Annotated in this window: 13 protein-coding genes; 5 read left to right on the top strand and 8 right to left on the bottom strand. The window is 69.1% G+C overall.

The features are described 5' to 3' along the window. Positions 1-118 precede the first annotated feature (118 nt). On the bottom strand, positions 119-4441 hold the full coding sequence (locus WBG79_RS04760) for a beta strand repeat-containing protein (protein ID WP_337355959.1): 4323 nt from the start codon (positions 4439-4441) through the stop codon (positions 119-121). A 381-nt stretch (positions 4442-4822) separates the two neighbouring features. On the opposite strand from WBG79_RS04760, the gene WBG79_RS04755 reads away from it, so the two are divergent. Then, a complete protein-coding gene (locus WBG79_RS04755; RefSeq protein WP_337355958.1) occupies positions 4823-5053 on the top strand; it encodes a hypothetical protein in 231 nt (76 codons plus the stop codon). Between the two features lie 63 nt (positions 5054-5116). Here WBG79_RS04755 and WBG79_RS04750 read toward each other — a convergent pair whose 3' ends face one another. After that, positions 5117-6691: a cryptochrome/photolyase family protein gene (locus WBG79_RS04750; RefSeq protein ID WP_337355957.1), complete on the bottom strand. Its 1575-nt coding sequence runs from the start codon at positions 6689-6691 to the stop codon at positions 5117-5119. A gap of 151 nt (positions 6692-6842) precedes the next feature. Between WBG79_RS04750 and WBG79_RS04745 the strand changes: the two genes are divergently transcribed. After that, positions 6843-7031 carry a DUF2256 domain-containing protein gene (locus tag WBG79_RS04745; protein ID WP_443147406.1) on the top strand — a complete coding sequence of 63 codons (189 nt, stop codon included), beginning with the start codon at positions 6843-6845 and terminating at the stop codon, positions 7029-7031. Positions 7032-7064: 33 nt separating this feature from the next. Here WBG79_RS04745 and WBG79_RS04740 read toward each other — a convergent pair whose 3' ends face one another. Genes WBG79_RS04740 through WBG79_RS04715 form a run of 6 tightly spaced genes read right to left on the bottom strand, consistent with a single transcriptional unit; the run spans position 7065 to position 13394 of the window. Beyond that, positions 7065-8144 carry an ABC transporter ATP-binding protein gene (locus tag WBG79_RS04740; RefSeq protein ID WP_337355955.1) on the bottom strand — a complete coding sequence of 360 codons (1080 nt, stop codon included), beginning with the start codon at positions 8142-8144 and terminating at the stop codon, positions 7065-7067. A 27-nt stretch (positions 8145-8171) separates the two neighbouring features. Beyond that, on the bottom strand, positions 8172-9242 hold the full coding sequence (locus WBG79_RS04735) for a Gfo/Idh/MocA family protein (protein ID WP_337355954.1): 1071 nt from the start codon (positions 9240-9242) through the stop codon (positions 8172-8174). Between the two features lies 1 nt (position 9243). Continuing rightward, entirely contained in the window at positions 9244-10254 is a 1011-nt protein-coding gene (locus tag WBG79_RS04730) for a Gfo/Idh/MocA family protein (RefSeq protein WP_337355953.1), read from the bottom strand. Between the two features lie 20 nt (positions 10255-10274). Continuing rightward, entirely contained in the window at positions 10275-11171 is an 897-nt protein-coding gene (locus WBG79_RS04725; protein WP_337355952.1) for a carbohydrate ABC transporter permease, read from the bottom strand. Continuing rightward, positions 11164-12099, bottom strand: a complete 936-nt coding sequence (locus WBG79_RS04720) for a carbohydrate ABC transporter permease (RefSeq protein WP_337355951.1) — start codon at positions 12097-12099, stop codon at positions 11164-11166. The genes WBG79_RS04725 and WBG79_RS04720 overlap by 8 nt, the downstream gene beginning before the upstream one ends. Before the next feature lie 5 nt (positions 12100-12104). Further along, positions 12105-13394 (bottom strand): ABC transporter substrate-binding protein, encoded by a 1290-nt coding sequence (locus tag WBG79_RS04715; protein ID WP_337355950.1) that lies wholly within the window; start codon positions 13392-13394, stop codon positions 12105-12107. A 149-nt stretch (positions 13395-13543) separates the two neighbouring features. On the opposite strand from WBG79_RS04715, the gene WBG79_RS04710 reads away from it, so the two are divergent. The 3 genes from WBG79_RS04710 (at position 13544) to WBG79_RS04700 (ending at position 16709) form a co-directional block, all read left to right on the top strand. Next, positions 13544-14212, top strand: coding sequence for a TetR/AcrR family transcriptional regulator (locus tag WBG79_RS04710; protein ID WP_337355949.1), 669 nt, complete (start codon positions 13544-13546; stop codon positions 14210-14212). A 173-nt stretch (positions 14213-14385) separates the two neighbouring features. After that, positions 14386-15537, top strand: coding sequence for a Gfo/Idh/MocA family protein (locus WBG79_RS04705; protein WP_337355948.1), 1152 nt, complete (start codon positions 14386-14388; stop codon positions 15535-15537). A 2-nt stretch (positions 15538-15539) separates the two neighbouring features. Beyond that, positions 15540-16709: a dihydrodipicolinate synthase family protein gene (locus tag WBG79_RS04700; RefSeq protein ID WP_337355947.1), complete on the top strand. Its 1170-nt coding sequence runs from the start codon at positions 15540-15542 to the stop codon at positions 16707-16709. Positions 16710-16711 lie beyond the last annotated feature (2 nt).

Raw genomic sequence — 16711 nt, 5'->3', positions numbered from 1 at the left:
GTCCGAAGCCCACGGTGGCGCAACGCGACGGCTGCCCCAGGGCTCCGGACGGACGCGGCCCGGACAGTCCGGGCCGCGAAGGCTGTGGGACGGGCGCGGCCCGGGCCGCGCGGCACCGTCAGAAGCTGTAGCGCATGCCGGCGGTGAGGGCGGCGCCGTGGATGTTCTCGCCCCAGCGATACTCGCCGCGCACGAAGGCGAAGAGCCCGGTGTCGGTGAACTGGGCGTTGAGGGCCGCGCCGATCTGGTTGAAGGTGCCGACTCGGGTCGTCGAGGTGGTCGGGTTGAAGCTCTGGCCAGGCAGCGCGATGCTGCCCTTCACCGGGCCGGCGAACTCGTGCCAGAGGTTGTAGGAGACTTCCGGCCGGAGCACGAGGGTCTCGGACGCCGCGAAGCTGGTGGCGAGCTTGGCGCCGACACGGCCGAGCCAGCTGTCCACGTCCTTGGAGCGGATCGTGCCGTCCGCGGCCTTGATGGGCGTCAGGGCCGTGTTCGCATAGATGAGGCCGAGCGACGGCTGCAGGATGACGTTCTCGTAGATCTGGACCGTGGTGGCCGCGGAGCCGTAGGCCGACCAGCCGTCCGCGTTCGCCTTCTTGTCGCGCAGGTTGAGCGCGGCGTTGGTGAGCTTCATGTTGTAGTAATTGCGGAGGATCTGCAGGTCGGCGTAGCTGCCGTAGCCGATGACCGCGCCGTAGACGCCGACGAAGGGGGCGTCGAAGGAGACGCGCGAGGACGTCTTGGAGGCGAGGTCGCTGCCCGAGACGTTCACCTGGCCGGCGGTCAGGCCCGTGAAGGCGCTGATGCCGGAGCCGCCGATGTCGCTGAAGCCGGCGTCGAGGCCCGCCTGGATACCCGTGAAGTTGGCGCGGAAGCGGGCGTCCGCCTTCTGCACGCCGCCGCCGCCGGGGCCGGAGTCGAGCGTCGTGGTGTTCGACACCGTGTACTGGCCGACCTTGGTGCGCGCCCAGAAGCCGAGCGACATCTGATCGGTGAGCGAATCGCCGATCCCCTGCTGGGTCGAGCCCTGGCGCGAGCGCGAGGAGGTGATGAAGGCGCTGGTTGGCTCGAAGAAGCCGGACGAGATGGCCGAGAGGGCCGCATTGATGCTGGCGCCGGCGATGTTGGCCGCCGGGTTCACGTTGGAGACGATCTGGTAGTTGTTGCCGGACCGCTGCAGCGCGTAGTTGATGAAGGCGTTCGAGGAGTTCAGCCCGCTGGCCGAGAAGTTGCCCGTGCCACCGCCGGTGGTGACGACGAGCAGGGGCGCGGAGAGGAGGTTGCTGGGCCCGACCCGGTTGAGCTGGAGGGTCGAGTTCCCGGTCACCGTGCCGTTGATCACCACGGTGTCCGCCGCGTTGGCGCCCGGGTTGAAGTCGAGCGCGAACCTGGACCCGCCGCCCGCCGTGAGATTGCCGTTCACGACCAGACTGTCGTTGGCGGAATTGTTGGACAGGGTGACGAGGCCGGAATTCGCGAAGGGCCCGTTGATGGTCGACAGGAAGGCGCCGCTCCCCGAGGTGCGGAAAGCCTGGATGGTGCCGGTGTTGGTCAGGCCGGTGGTGTCGAGGGTGACGCCGGAGGCCGAGAAGGCGAGCGTGCCGCTGTTGGTGGCCGTGCCCGCGATCGTGAAGTTGGCGCCGAGCAGGGCCGCCGCGCCCGAGGCGATGTTGAACGTGCCGCCCGTGAAGGTGCTGACGCCCTGCAGGTCGAGGATGCCGCCCTGCACGTCGAGCCCGTTGGCGCCGTTCAGCGCGCCCGTGATGGTCACGGTCCCGGCGGTCGTCTTGGTGATCGTGCTGTTGGCGGTCAGGTTCGCGGCGATGCTGCCCTGCTGCAGGTCGACCGCGCCGGTCGCGGTCAGCGTGCCCGTGCCGTTGACCTGGCCGTTGGTGAGCGTGAAGGTCGAGACCGTCTGGTTGGTCGACCCGAGGTCGAGGATGCCGCCGCCCGAGATCGCCAGGGTGTTGGTGACCGCGCCGAGCGTGCCGGCGCCGGAGAGGGCCAGCGTGCCGCCCGTGATGTTCGTGAAGCCCGTGTAGCCGTTGGCGGCCTGCAGGTTGAGGGTGCCGGCCTGGACGGTCAGGCCGCCCGTCGTGTTGATCGCTCCCGTCGCGGTCACGGTGCCGGCCGTCGACTTGGTGACGGCTCCGGAACCCGCCAGGGTGGCGGCGAGGGTGCCGCCCTGCAGGGAAATGGCGCCGTTCGAGGTCAGAGTCCCGGGCCCCAGCAGGCTGCCGGTGCCGGCCAGCGTGAAGGCGGAGACCGTCTGGTTGGTGTTGTTCAGCCCGACGGTGCCGGTTCCGGAGATCGAGAGCGTGTTGGAGGTGGCGCCGAGCGTGCCCGCGCCGGTCAAGGTGAGCAGGCCGCCGGTGACGACCGTGTTGCCCGTGTAGGTGTTGGCGCCCGAAAGGTCGATGGTGCCGCCCTGGACGACGAGGCCGCCCGTGGTGCTGACCACGCCCGAAATGAGGGCGGAGCCCGCGGTCGACTTGGTGATCGTCCCCGAGCCCGCGAGATTGACCAGGATCGAGCCTGCCTGGAGATCGATGGCGCCGTTCGACGTCAGGGTGCCGCCGTTGAAGATGGTGCCGCCGTTCATGCTCAGGCCGGCGACCGTCTGGCTGGTGCCTCCCATGTTGAGGATGCTGGCGCCCGACATGGACAAGGTGTTGGCCGTCGACCCGAGCGTGCCCGCGCCGGACAGAAGGAGCGTGCCACCGGTGATCGTGGTGCCGCCGGTGTAGCTGTTGGCGGCGCTCAGAGTGAGGGTGCCGGCCTGGACGGTGAGGCCGCCCGTGGTGCCGATCGCGCCAGACAGCGTCACGGCGCCGGCGGTCGACTTGGTGATCGCGCCGGCCCCGGCCAAAGCCGTGGAAATGCTGCCCTGCTGGAGACCGATCGCGCCCGTGGAGGTGAGCGTGCCGGTGCCGCTGATCGTACCGTTGGTCAGGGTGACGCCCGCGACCGTCTGGTTGGTCGTGCCGAGGTCGACCACGCCGCCGCCGGAGATCGAGAGCGTGTTAGAGACGGCGCCCATCGTGCCGGCGCCCGAGAGGGCCAGCGTGCCGCCGGTGACCGCGGTGTTGCCCGTATAGGTATTGGCGGCGGTCAGGTTGAGGGTGCCGGCCTGGACGGTGAGGCCTCCCGAGGTGCCGATCACGCCCGAGACCGTCACGACGCCGGCGGTCGTCTTTGTAATCGCGCCCGCGCCGGCGAGGCCGGCCGAGACGGTGCCGCTCTGCAGATCGATCGTACCGCTCGAGGTGAGAATGCCGCCGGTGCCGCTGATGGTGCCGTTGACCAGCGAGACGCCGCCGACGGACTGGTTGAAGCCGTTCAGCGCGACCGTCGAGCCGCCGCTCACGGTGAGCACGCCGGCGCCGGAGCCGAGGGCGCCGGCAGCCTGGAGGTTCAGGGTGCCGCCCGAGACGTTGGTGTTGCCGGTATAGCCGTTGGCGGAGCCCAGCGTCACCGTGCCGGCGGTCGACTTGTTGAGGCCGACATTGCCGTTCAGGGCGATGTTGATGGTGCCCGCCTGCAGGTCGTAGTCGGTGGCCGAGACCAGCGCCCCCGCACCAGCGACGGACGTCTGGATCGTGCCGCCCGTCATGAGCAGCCCGCCGATCGTCTGGGTCGTCCCGAAGACGTCGAGGATGCCGCCGTTGATGGTCAGCAGGTTGGACGCGTTGCCGAGGGCGCCGGCGGCCAGCACGCCGAGGGTGCCGCCGTTGATGATCGTCCCACCCGTGTAGGTGTTCGTGTTGAAGAGCCGCAGGGTCCCGGCGTTGACGGTCAGGCCGCCGGTGGTGGCGAGCACGCCGCGCATGGTGACGGTTCCGGCCGTCGACTTCGTCACCGCGCCCGATCCCTGGAGGGTCAGGTTCGGGGCGATGTTGCCGGCCTGGAACGAGATCGCGCCGTTGGTGATCAGCGTGCCGTTGCTGAGGCCCGTGAAGTTGGACGCCTGGCCGCCGGCCTGCTGGGTGAAGCTCGCGACCGTGTGGGTGGCGCCGTTGAGATTGACGGTCAGCGTGTTCCCGCCGTTGATGACGAAGTCCGAGGTGGACGAGATGCTGCCGGCGCCCGCAAAGGTCACGGTGCCCAGGCCCGTCACGGTCGTCGCGCCGGAATTGCTGTTGGTGGTGCTGTTGACGTTGACGAGGGTCGTGCCCGTGGCGGCGGTGTAGGTCACCGGGCCGTTGCCCGAGACGCTGCCGTTGAGGTTGACCGTGATGCCGGCCGCCGTGGCGTTGAACTGCAGCACCGTCGGGGCGGTCGAGACCCGGTCCGTCGTGTCGGTCGTGCTCGCGCCGAAATTGATGACCTGGGCCGAAGCACGCTCGACCGCCAGGGGTGCGGCGACCAGCACCGTCGTGAGCAGGAGCGCAGCCCGGACCTTCCGGTTCGCGTCTCCATGAAGCCTGAGCGGCTCAACCATACCATCACCCCCGCACGGGCCCACCTGCCCTAGTCCACCACACGAAACGCTAGTGGAGGGGTGCGGAGCACGCAAGCCGCCACCGGGCTGCCACACCGCCGACACGAAGCCGCCCCGCATGCGGATTTTCGTATTGAATCAGACCATTGCAGGGAGCGGTCAATCCGTAGCCGGGGCGTAGGGTACGGTCCCGACGGGGCATCTTGCGCCGGTGTGTTGTCGAGGCGCCACACAAGGAAGGCGAAATCCCGGGTGCTGCCCAGGCGATTCGCCGCAAGTCGCGGGGCTAACGAAGAATTTACGGTGAATCACGTGGAGTTTGCAGATCGTGACCGGTCGGGATATCCTGACCCGAATTGAGACAGCCTCCAGGAGGGTTCCATGCGTTCTCTGGTGTCGCGCGTCGGAGGTGTTCTGTTGCTCGGCGTCGGGCTCTCGGGTACGGCCCAGGCGGAGTCGATCATCAGTCCGCTTCCCGGACCGCCCCTGCCGGCGTCGGTCGCCCGCGCGTCCGCCCCCGTGCTCCCGGTCCGGGTGGCGGCGCAGACGCCCGCCCCGCGTGCCTGCACGACGATGATGTGCGGGTCCTTCATCGTGATCAACGGCTACTGAGCCGCTCGCCCGCTTCGTCCTCCTCTGCACGGCGGCCCTTGGCCGCCGTTTTCGCGTCGGAGGTCAGGCGCCGAAGTCCATGGCGAGCTGGTCGCCTGCGGGCGGGGCCGCCGGACCGGCGTCCAGGGCCGCCAGGAAGGCACCCGCCTCCCGGCGAATCGTCGCCCGGCGCGAGTCCGTCATGCGGTCCAGCGTCCGGTACGGCATGGCGAGGCGCGGGTTGGCCGAGAGCTTCGGCCGGTTCTCCATCAGGAAATTCCAGTAGAGCAGGTTGAAGGGGCAGGCCCGCGGGCCGGTCTTCACGGCCGGGTCGTAGGCGCAGCCGGCGCAATAGTCGGACATGCGGTCGATGTAGGCGCCGGAGGCCGCGTAGGGCTTGGAGGCCATCAGGCCGCCGTCGGCGTGGAGCACCATGCCGTGGGTATTCGGCAGCTCGACCCAGTCGTAGGCGTCGGCGTAGACGGCTAGGTACCAGGCCTCGACCTCGGCGGGCGCCAGGCCGGCGAGCAGGGCGAAGTTGCCGGTGACCATCAGACGCTGGATGTGGTGGGCGTAGGCGTTCCGACGGGTCTCGGCGACGACCTCGGCGATACAGGCCATCGCGGTCTCGCCCGACCAGTAGAACCACGGCAGGGGACGGCCGGCGCCGAGGTGGTTGGTCGCCGCGTAGCCCGGCATGCGCAGCCAGTAGATGCCGCGCACGTATTCGCGCCAGCCGAGGATCTGGCGGACGAAGCCCTCGGCGGCATTGAGGGGCGCGGCGCCCCGGCGCCAGGCCGTCTCGGCGGCGAGGCAGACCTCGCCGGGGTCGAGCAGCCCGAGGTTCAGGTAGGGCGACAGGACGGCGTGGTAGAGGAAGGGCTCGCCCGCCTTCATGGCGTCCTGGTAGTCGCCGTAGAGCGGCAGGCAGGCCTCGACGAAATGCTCCAGCGCCTCCAGGGCATCGGCCCGGGTCACCGCCCAGCCGAAAGGCTCCAGGTCGCCGAAATGGCCGGGGAAGCGGGCGGCCACCAGGGCGAGGACCTCGCGGGTGATCGCATCGGGCTCGAAGCGGCGCCGCGGCGGCGGCCGCTGGCCCGCGGGCAGGCTCTTGCGGTTCTCGGCGTCGAAGTTCCAGCGTCCCCCCGCGGGCTCGCCGCCCTCCATCAGGAAGCCGGTCTCCCGGCGCATCTCCCGATAGAAGAACTCCATGCGCAGGCTCTTGCGGCCCTCCGCCCAGCGGGCGAATCGGTCGCGCGAGCAGAGGAAGCGGTCGTCGGGGCGGATCTCGACCGGCAGGCCAACCGCGGTCTCCCAGCCCTCGATCATGCGCTGCACCCGCCACTCGCCGGGCTCGGTGACGACGACCCGCACGGGACGGCGGCAGGCGACCGCGCGGGCGAGTTCGCCCGTGAAGGAGCCGCTGTTGGCCGGGTCGTCCAGGCGCACGTAGTCGACCTCGATGCCCTCGGCGGCGAGGTCGGCCGCGAAATGGCGCATGGCCGAAAGCACGAGGGCGATCTTCTGCTTGTGGTGCGGGACGTAGACGGTCTCGTCGGCGACCTCGGCCATCAGGACGACGTCGCCGGGCGCGAGGTCGCGAAGCGCGGAGAGCCCGCGGCCGAGCTGGTCGCCGAGGATGAAGCGGAGAACCGTCACGGCCGGCGTCCCGTTGCGGGCGCGGGCGATCCGGCCGCTACGGCAGCGTCGTAGACCGGGTCCGTCATGGCGCCTCCTCGGGTCCCCAGGGTCCTCCGGGGTGCCATACGGCGGACGGGCGCGGACGGTTCAGGGCGACGGGCGAACGGCGATGCGGATGCGGAAGAAGGCGGACCTGCCGCGGAAGACCTGCGCGGCCTGCGGGCGGCCCTTCGTCTGGCGCAAGGCCTGGGCGAAGGTCTGGGACGAGGTGAAATACTGCTCGGACCGGTGCCGCCGGTCCCGGAAGGCCGGGCCCGCGACGGCCTCCCCCGGGACGGATCGGCTCCGGGGCGCCTGAGGGCGGCCGGGTCCGTTGCCGGAGGTGACCGGATCAGGCGCGGGCGAGCGCCCTGCCCTCCTGGTCGAAGGCGTGGCAGAGCGCCGGGTCGGCGGTGATCGGCAAAATCTCGCCGGAGTGGAGGTTGCGCTGGCCGTCGAGCACGACGGTGAGCGGCTGGCCGTCGGACAGGCGGGCATACACGATGGTCTGGCCGCCGAGGCTCTCGACGATTTCGGCCTTCGCCTCGCCGAGGGACAGGCCGTCGGTGCCGACGCGGATATGCTCCGGGCGGATGCCGAGCGCGAGGCCCGAGCCGGACCGGGGCGCGGCGAGCGGCAGGGGCAGCTTGCGGCCGGCGACCGTCAGGGCGAGGCCGGCGCCGGCCGGCTCGGCCGCCGCGGCATCGAGGAAGTTCATCTTGGGAGAGCCGATGAAGCCGGCGACGAACTTGTTGGCGGGCCGGTTGTAGAGGTCGAGCGGGGCGCCGACCTGCTCGATCACGCCGAGCCGCAGCACCACGATCTTGTCGGCGAGGGTCATCGCCTCGACCTGGTCGTGGGTCACGTAGATCATCGTGGAGCCGAGGTCCTGGTGGAGCTTGGCGATCTCCACGCGCATCTGGACGCGCAGTTCGGCATCGAGGTTGGAGAGCGGCTCATCGAAGAGGAAGAGGCGCGGCTCGCGCACGATGGCCCGGCCGATGGCGACGCGCTGGCGCTGGCCGCCGGAGAGTTGCTTCGGCTTGCGGTCGAGCAGCTGCTCGATCTGCAGGATGCGCGCCGCCTTCTGCACCTTGGCGGCAACCTCCGCCTTGGGCATGCGCGCGGTCTCCAGGCCGAAGGCGAGGTTCTTGCGCACGCTCATATGCGGGTAGAGCGCATAGGACTGGAACACCATGGCGATGCCGCGCTTGGCCGCGGCCACGTCGTTCATACGCGCGCCGTCGATCCGGAGCTCGCCGCCCGTGATCTCCTCCAGGCCCGCGATCATGCGCAGGAGCGTAGACTTGCCGCAGCCGGAGGGGCCGACGAAGACGCAGAACTCGCCGTCTCCGATCTCCAGGTCGACGCCGTGGATCACCTGGTGGGATCCGTAGCGCTTGACCACCTTGTCGAGGGCGACGCGGGACATGGGGCTTCTCCCTGGGGGTGCGGGGCTTCAGCGCTTCGGCGCCCAGCCGTGGTACTTCGGATGGTCGGTGCCGATGGGCAATTCGACCGGCCGGCCGGTCTCGGCCGAGTGATAGATGGCGGTCACGAGCTCGAGCGAACGGCGCGCATCGGCGAGCGTGACGGGCAGTTCGCCGCCCGAGAGCAGGGCGTCGTGGTAGGCCTCGACCTGGCCCTGGAAGCGGCGGTGGACGGGTTGGAACCGCCCGAGCTCGGCCTCGATCGCCGGGGCGGCGGTCGAGACCGGCGTGATCGTCCAGGGCTCGTCGCCGGGGGAGTAGCAGGCGGTCCCGCTCTCGAAGGTGACGTTCTCATAGATGGCGCGCATGCGGCTGATCTCGACCGCGGAGCCGAGGTTGCAGCTCAGCGTCACGAGCGCGCCGCTCTCCATCTCCAGGCTCGCCGCGACCGTGTCCTCGACCTCGATGTCGTTCACCAGGGTGGCGACGCGGGCGAAGACCGAGCGGATCGGGCCCATGAGGCCGACCAGCATGTCGTGGATGTGGATGGCGTGGGTGACGAGCACGCCGCCGAGCTCGGTGGCGAACTTGCCGCGCCAGGGGACGGCGTAATACTCGGCCGTGCGCTTCCAGTGCGTCTCGACGGTCGCCGCATAGGGCCTGCCGGCGAGGCCGGCGCCGACGACCTGGCGGGCCTTCTGGTAGCCGTTGCCCCAGCGGTACTGGAAGATCGGCATGACCCGGCCGCGGGCGGCCTTCTCGGCCTCGATCAGGCGGTCGACGTCGGCGAGGGAGCCGGCGATGGGCTTCTCGCAGACCACCTCCTTGCCGGCGGCGAGCGCGGCGAGCGTCTGCGGCACGTGCAGGCCGGGGGGCGTGCAGATGTCGACGATGTCGAGATCCGGCATGGCGAGGAGCTCGTCGAAGCTCTTCGTGCGGATCGGCACCGCGAACTCGTCGCCGACCTTCTTCAGGCGCTCGTCGTCGAGATCGCAGATCGCCAGAACGCGGAAGCGGTCCGGGTGGTTGGCGTAGCCCTCGAAGATGTGCGAGCGGCCGATGCCGCAGCCGACCACGGCGACCGTCTTGATGGCGGACATGTCAGAGCTTCCCTTCGGCCTTGGCCTGCGCGGTCAGCGCGAGTTCCATGGCGGCGAAGCAGTGGGCCTGCGTCATGGCGGTCTCGGTGCGGTCGCGGATGTCGGCGAGGAGCTGGCGGCCGTAGGGCAGCTCCATGTCGTTGCAGTCGATGTGGGTGACGCCCTTGGCGTCGGTCAGAAACAGGTGGTTCGGGCCGGGGCGACCGGCGACGTCGATATATTTCCGGAGCTCGATCATGCCCTCGGTGCCGATGACGATCAGGCGGCCGTCGCCCCAGACCGGCAGGCCGTGGGGGGTGAACCAGTCGACGCGCACGTAGCCGGTGGCGTCGTCGGTGGCGAGGTGCATGTCGCCGAAGTCCTGCAGTTCCGGCTTGTCCGGATTGCCGCGATTGGCGACCGTGGCGGAGAGGACGCGGGCCGACGTCGCGTTCGTGAAGAACAGGAACTGCTCGCACTGGTGGGAGCCGATGTCGGCCAGGATGCCGCCGTAGCGGGCACGCTCGAAGAACCAGGCGGGGCGCTGGGGCTTGCGGATGCGATGGGGCCCGAGGCCGGTGGTGTGGATCACCTTGCCGATCGCGCCGGCCTGGACGAGTTCGCCGGCCTTGACGGTCGACCTCTGCTCGAAGTGCTCGGAATAGAGGATCGAGAAGATGCGGCCGGTCTCGGCCTGCACCTTGCGGACCTCGGCGAGCTTCTCGAGGCTGGTGATGCCCGGCTTGTCCACCATGGCGTCCTTGCCGTGCCGCATGGCCGCGATGGCGATGTCAGCGCGGTCGGCATTGACGGCGGCAGAGACGACCAAGTGGATCGACGGATCCTCCAGGATACGGCGCGGATCGTCGACCCGCCGGGCATCCGGAAACCGTTCCATGAACTGCTTCAGGAGGTCGTGCTCGTTGGCGGCGTGGTAGGCGACCAGCTCGGCGCCGGCATCGAGAATGCACTGGCACTGGCCGAAGATGTGGTCGTGGTCGATGCCGATGACGGCAAAGCGAATGGCGGACATGGCTCGGTTCCCGTTTGGCGTCAGCGCTTCATGCCGGTGGTGGCGATGCCGTCGATGAGAAGGCGCTGGAAGAAGAGGAAGACGACGAAGACCGGGAGCAGCGTCAACACCGACATGGCGAAAAGCGCGCCCCAATCCGACTTGCCGCTCGAGTCCACGAAGGCGCGCAGACCCAGCTGGGCCGTGTAGGAGCCCATGTCGTTCAGGTAGATGAGCGGGGCGAAGAAGTCGTCCCAGGTCCAGATGAAGGTGAAGATGGCGGCGGTCGCCAGCACGGGCAGCGACAGGGGCAGCATGATGCGCCAGTAGATCCGCCAAGGGCCGCAGCCGTCCATGGCCGCTGCCTCGTCGAGCTCGCGCGGGATGCCGCGGAAGAACTGCACCATCAGGAAGATGAAGAAGGCGTCCACGGCCAGGAACTTCGGCACGACGAGCGGCAGGATCGTGTCGACCCAGCCGATGTTGAGGAACAGGACGTATTGCGGGATGAGCACCACGTGGTGGGGCATCATCAGCGTGCCGAGCATCATCGCGAACCAGAAGTCCCGGCCGGCGAACTTCAGCCGCGTGAAGGCATAGGCGGCGAGCGAGCAGGACAGCACGTTGCCGATCACCGCCAGGACGGCGATGACGGCGGAGTTCCAGAAGAAGGTGCCGAAGGAGTAGCGCAGGCCGAACCAGCCGCGGACGTAGGCGCCGAAGTCGGCCGACTTGGGCCAGATCGACGGGTTGGAGAAGATCTCGTGCTCGGGCTTCAGCGAACTCGCGAACATCCAGAGCAGCGGATAGAGCATCACGAAGGATGCCGCGATCAGCACCCCGTGGATCAGGACGCGCTGCCAGAGCGGCGTCGGCAGGCCCGGGTTGTCGGGGGGCGCGGTGACGGAGACCGGGGCGTGGTGGGCCGCGTCAGTCATCGTAGTGCACCCAGTATTTCGCGGTCAGGAACGAGAAGGCCGTGAAGAAGGCGATGATCACGACGAGGATCCAGGCGAGCGCGGAGGCGTAGCCCATGCGCAGGAACGCGAAGGCCTCCTGGTACAGGTAGAGGGTGTAGAAGAGGGTCGAGTCGACGGGGCCGCCGGTGCCTTCCGAGACGATGAAGGCGGGCGTGAAGGCCTTGAAGGCCTCGATGGTCTGCACGACCGCGTTGAAGAAGACGACGGGGGTCAGGAGCGGCAGGGTGATCTTGAAGAACTGCCGCGTGGGCCCGGCGCCGTCCAGGCTCGCGGCCTCGTACATGTCCTGGGGGATCTGCCGGAGCCCGGCCAGGAAGATGATCATGGGCGACCCGAACTGCCAGATCGACAGGATGACCAGGGTGTAGAGCGCGTAGTCGGGATCGGAGACCCAGCTCGGTCCCTTGAGGCCGAAGGCCCAGAAGAGCAGCTGGTTGACGAGCCCGTCGCCGGCGAAGAGGTTCCGCCACAGCACCGCGATGGCGACGCTCGCGCCGAGCAGCGAGGGCAGGTAGAAGATCGCGCGGTAGACGGTCAGGCCGGAGATGCCCTTGTTGAGCGCCATCGCGACGAGGAGCGCGAAGGTCAGCTTGAAGGGGACGGCGAGCACCACATAGAGGAAGGTGACCTTCATGGAGGTCCAGAACTTCTCGTCCGCTGTGGCGATGCGGACGTAGTTCGCGGCGCCGACCCAGCGAGGGTCGCCGATCAGGTCGAAGTTCGTGAAGGACAGCCAGAGAGAGACCACCGTCGGCCCCAGCGTGAGCAGGAGGAAGCCTGCCAGCCAGGGCGCCAGGAACATGTAGCCGGGGAGGTTTCGGCCGAGTGCGAGGCGCCGGCGCACCCCCCTTTCGAGGGGCACGGCCGTACCGACGGCGGTAGCCATGACGATCAGCCTCTCGCGATGATCGCGAGCGCGTCGGCGTGGAACTTCTTGCCCGCCTCCGCGGCGGTCGCCTTGCCGAAGCCGACCTCCTCGTTGGTCTTCTTGAGCAGGAAGGCGATCTCGCCGGCGCCCTTGGGCGGCGGCGCCGGGAGCGGGCCGATCTTGTCGGAGATCATGCCGATATAGTTGACCATCGCCTTGCCGAGCTCGTCGAGGTCGGCAGCGACCACGTTGCGGGCGGCCGGCGAGGCGGGCACGCCGCGCTCGACGCCGACGGCCTTCACGCCCTCGGGATCCTTCACGTAGAAATTGATGATCTTGGCGGCTTCCTCGGCATTCTTGGAGTTCGCCGCGATGGAGAAGAGCATCGAGGGCTTCAGGTACTGGCCGGGCTTACCGCCGGCGCCGATCGTCGGATACATGTCGATCGCCAGCTTGTTGGGGTTGACGGCCTGGTAGCCGACCAGCTGGTTCGAATGCGCGAAGGCGACCGCGGCCTTGCCGAGGGTCAGCGGGTTGGTCTCGATGTTCTGCTTGTCGAGGGCCTGGACGTCGGCCGGCACGCAGGCCTTGGCCTTGCGCATGGCGTCCCACATGGCGAACCACTCGCCCATGTCGTCGGCCGAGAAGGCCACCTGGCCCTCGTCCGAGTAGAGGCCCTTGCCGCGCTGGCGCAGCCAGGTCTCCAGGTTCGGCTCGAGGCCGCCGGCGTCCATCGAGCCGTAGAAGCCGTCCTTCTTGGCGGCTTTCGTCAGTTCGCCGCAGAGGGCGGAGAACTCCTTCCAGTCGATGCCGGTCTTCGGCGCCTTCAGCCCGGCGGCCTCGAAGGCGGAGACGTTGGTCAGCATGGCGACCGAGTTGTTGCCGAGGTTGATGCCGTAGAGCTTGCCGTCGACCTTGCCGCAATCGATGGAGGGCGCGCCGAAGTCGGCGATGTCGAGGGCCTTGCCCATGAACTGGTCGAGCGGCATCAGGGCGCCGCGGCGGGCGTATTCGAAGATGTAGCGATAGTCCATCTGCAGGACGTCGGCGAGGTTGCGGCCGGCCGCCTGGGTGGCGACGCGGGGCCAGTAGTCCGTCCAGCCGAGGGTCTCGCCGTCGATCTTGGTGCTGGCGTTGCGGGCCGTGTAGAGCTCGTTGGCCTTGTAGGTCCGGTCGGCACGCTCCTTGGAGCCCCACCAGAACATCCGCAGGCGCTTCTCCTGGGCGAGCGCGAGACGCGAGCTCAGCGCCAGCATGGCAGCGGAACCGGCGCCGGCAAGAGCGGCGCGACGCGTGATGCGGATTTCGGACATGGAGATCCTCCCTGGAGGCTGGTTTCCTCTGACGGCAGCGATTGCTTCTTTTCACCGTTCAGTTACATTTGTAGGCGCGGTCGCGGGCCCTTGTCAACGGGCCCCGACGCGGTCACAAGACCTGACGTTACGGCCGAGGCGGGACAGCGATGGGGAGCGATACGGCGGCGGATGCGCCGGTCAAGCGGCGCGGCTACACCGGGCAGCCGCGCGATCCGGACCGGACCACGCAGGCGATCCTGGCGGCCGCCAAGGCGGAGTTCGCCGAGAAGGGCATCGGGGGGGCACGGGTCGACGCGATCGCGGAGCGCGCCGGCATTAACAAGCGCATGCTCTACCACTATTTCGGCGACAAGCTCGGCCTCTACATGGCCGTGCTGGAGGAGGCCTACGCGTCGATCCGCTCGGCCGAGCTGGCGCTCGCGCTCGACCGCGCCGACCCCGAGGAGGGCATCCGGACCCTCGCGCGCTTCACCTGGCGCTACTTCCTGGACAATCCGGAGTTCTTGAGCCTGCTGGCGACCGAGAACCTCTACAAGGCCGAGAACCTGAAGCGCTCGGCCCGGATCCCGCGCATCCACTCGTCCTTCATGGGGCTCCTGAAGTCGGTGCTCGACAAGGGGGCCGAGCAGGGGCGATTCAAGCCGGGGCTCGACCCGATCGACGTCTACCTGACGATCGCCTCGATGGGGGCCTTCTACCTCCTCAACCGCCACACCCTGTCCACCGTGTTCAACCGGGACCTGATGGAGCCGGACAGGCTGGCGCACTGGGGCGACCACCTGGTCGAGGTCGTCCTCAGCTTCGTTCGCCGCTGAAGCCCCTCCCCGGCCCTGCGGCCGCCTCGTCGCGCGGGCCGGCCGGCCGGCGCAGCGGGTCGGCGACGCGTCGCGATCCCCTGTCCGGCGTACAAATCTGCCGGCCCCCGTTGACCTCTCCCACACAGCCGTGTACGTGTAACTGAACAGTTACAAATCACGGGAGGAGGCTCATGGCTGCGCAGCGCATCGGCATCATCATGCACGGCATCACGGGGCGCATGGGCTACAACCAGCACCTCGTCCGCTCCATCCTGGCGATCCGGGACCAGGGCGGCGTCGAGCTCGCCAACGGCGACCGGCTGATGCCGGACCCGATCCTGGTCGGCCGCAACGCCGATAAGCTCGCCGAGATCGCCGGCCGGCACGGGATCGCCCGCACCACCACGGATGTCGACGCGGCGCTCGCCGATCCGGCGGACACCATCTTCTTCGACGCCGGCTCCACCCAGATGCGCGCCGGGCTCCTGGAGCGCGCCATCGAGGCGGGCAAGCACGTCTATTGCGAGAAGCCGATCGCCGAGCGGCTCGACATCGCGCTCGACGTCGCCCGCAAGGCGCGGCGCAAGGGCATCAAGAGCGGCGTCGTGCAGGACAAGCTGTTCCTGCCCGGCTTGCGGAAGATGGCGATGCTGCGGGATTCGGGCTTCTTCGGCCGCATGCTCTCGGTGCGCGGCGAGTTCGGATACTGGGTGTTCGAGGGCGACCTGCAGCCGATCCAGCGGCCGAGCTGGAACTACCGGAAGGGCGAGGGCGGCGGCATCATCCTCGACATGCTGTGCCACTGGCGCTACGTGCTCGACAACCTGTTCGGGACCGTGAAGGCCGTGTCCTGCCTCGGCGCGACCCACATCCCGACGCGCTGGGATGAGAGGGGCAAGCCCTACGACGCCGACGCGGACGACGCCGCCTACGCGACCTTCGAGCTCGAGGGCGGGGTGGTCGCCCAGATCAACTCGTCCTGGACGACACGCGTGCGCCGGGACGACCTCGTCACCTTCCACGTGGACGGGACGCACGGGTCGGCGGTCGCCGGGCTCACCAAGTGCTGGACGCAGCACCGGGTCAACACGCCCCGGCCGGTCTGGAACCCGGACCAGCCGCAGACGATGCGGTTCATGGACCAGTGGGACGAGGTACCGGACACCCAGGTCTACGACAACGGCTTCAAGGTGCAGTGGGAGGACTTCCTGCGCCACGTGGTCGAGGGCAAGCCCTGGAAATTCGACCTGCTCGAGGCGGCCAAGGGCGTGCAGCTCGCCGAGCTCGGTCTGAAGAGCTGGGCCGAGCGCCGCTGGCTCGACGTCCCCACCCTGGAGGCCTGACCATGACCACCATCGCGCTTCCCACCGCCGACCGGCAGCTGGAGACCTACCGGGTCAAGAACCCGCCGCTGAAGCTCCCCGCCGCCGGCTCCGCACCGGCCTTCGACCGGATCGCCTATGCGGCCGCCCATGTGGTGGTCGACCCCTGGGCCGAGCAGGATCCCTGGCTGGACGTCAGGTTCGACTGGGAGCGGACGCTCGCGTTCCGCCACCATCTCTGGGACCTCGGGCTCGGGGTCGCGGAGGCGATGGACACCGCGCAGCGCGGCATGGGCCTCGACTGGGCCGGCGCGCAGGAGCTGATCGCGCGGGCGCTGGCCGATGCCCGGACCCGGCCGGGGGCCATGATCGCCTGCGGGGTGGGCACCGAGCACCTCAACCCCGCCGAGGCGGTCACGGTCGACGACGTCATCCGCGCCTACGAGGAGCAGGCCGCCTTCGTGGAGAAGCACGGCGGGCGCATCATCCTGATGGCGAGCCGGGCGCTGGTACGCGCCGCCAAGGGGCCGGGCGACTATGCCCGGGTCTACGGGCGCATCCTGCAGGGCGTGAAGGAGCCGGTCATCCTGCACTGGCTCGGCGAGATGTTCGACCCGGCCCTCGCGGGCTACTGGGGCGCGGCGGACCACATGGAGGCCATGGAGACGGCCCTGATGGTCATCCGCGACAACGCCGCCAAGGTCGACGGCATCAAGATCTCGCTCCTCTCCAAGGAGAAGGAGATCCTGATGCGCCGGCGGCTGCCGGCCGGCGTGAAGATGTACACCGGTGACGACTTCGACTACGCGGAGCTGATCGCCGGGGACGACCAGGGCTATTCGCACGCGCTGCTCGGCATCTTCGATGCGATCGCGCCGGCGGCCTCCGTGGCGCTCGGCCGGCTCGCGGCCGGGGACCGGGCCGAATACGACCGGATCCTCGCCCCGACCGTCCCGCTGTCGCGGCACATCTTCAAGGCGCCGACCCGCTTCTACAAGACGGGCGTGGTTTTTCTCGCCTGGCTCAACGGCCTGCAGGACCACTTCACCATGCTCGGCGGGCAGCAGAGCGCGCGCTCCATGCTGCATTTCGCCGAACTCTTCCGGCTGGCGGACAGCGCGCAGGTGCTGCTCGACCCGGACCTCGCGGCGGAGCGGATGGCGAAGCTCCTCGCCGTGCACGGGATCGGCTAGAC

Origin of the sequence: Prosthecomicrobium sp. N25 (genome assembly GCF_037203705.1) — a bacterium.
Classification (GTDB): Bacteria; Pseudomonadota; Alphaproteobacteria; order Rhizobiales; family Ancalomicrobiaceae; genus Prosthecodimorpha.
The sequence above is the reverse complement of the archived record's forward strand: the minus strand, read 5'-3'. Positions and strand labels throughout refer to the sequence as shown.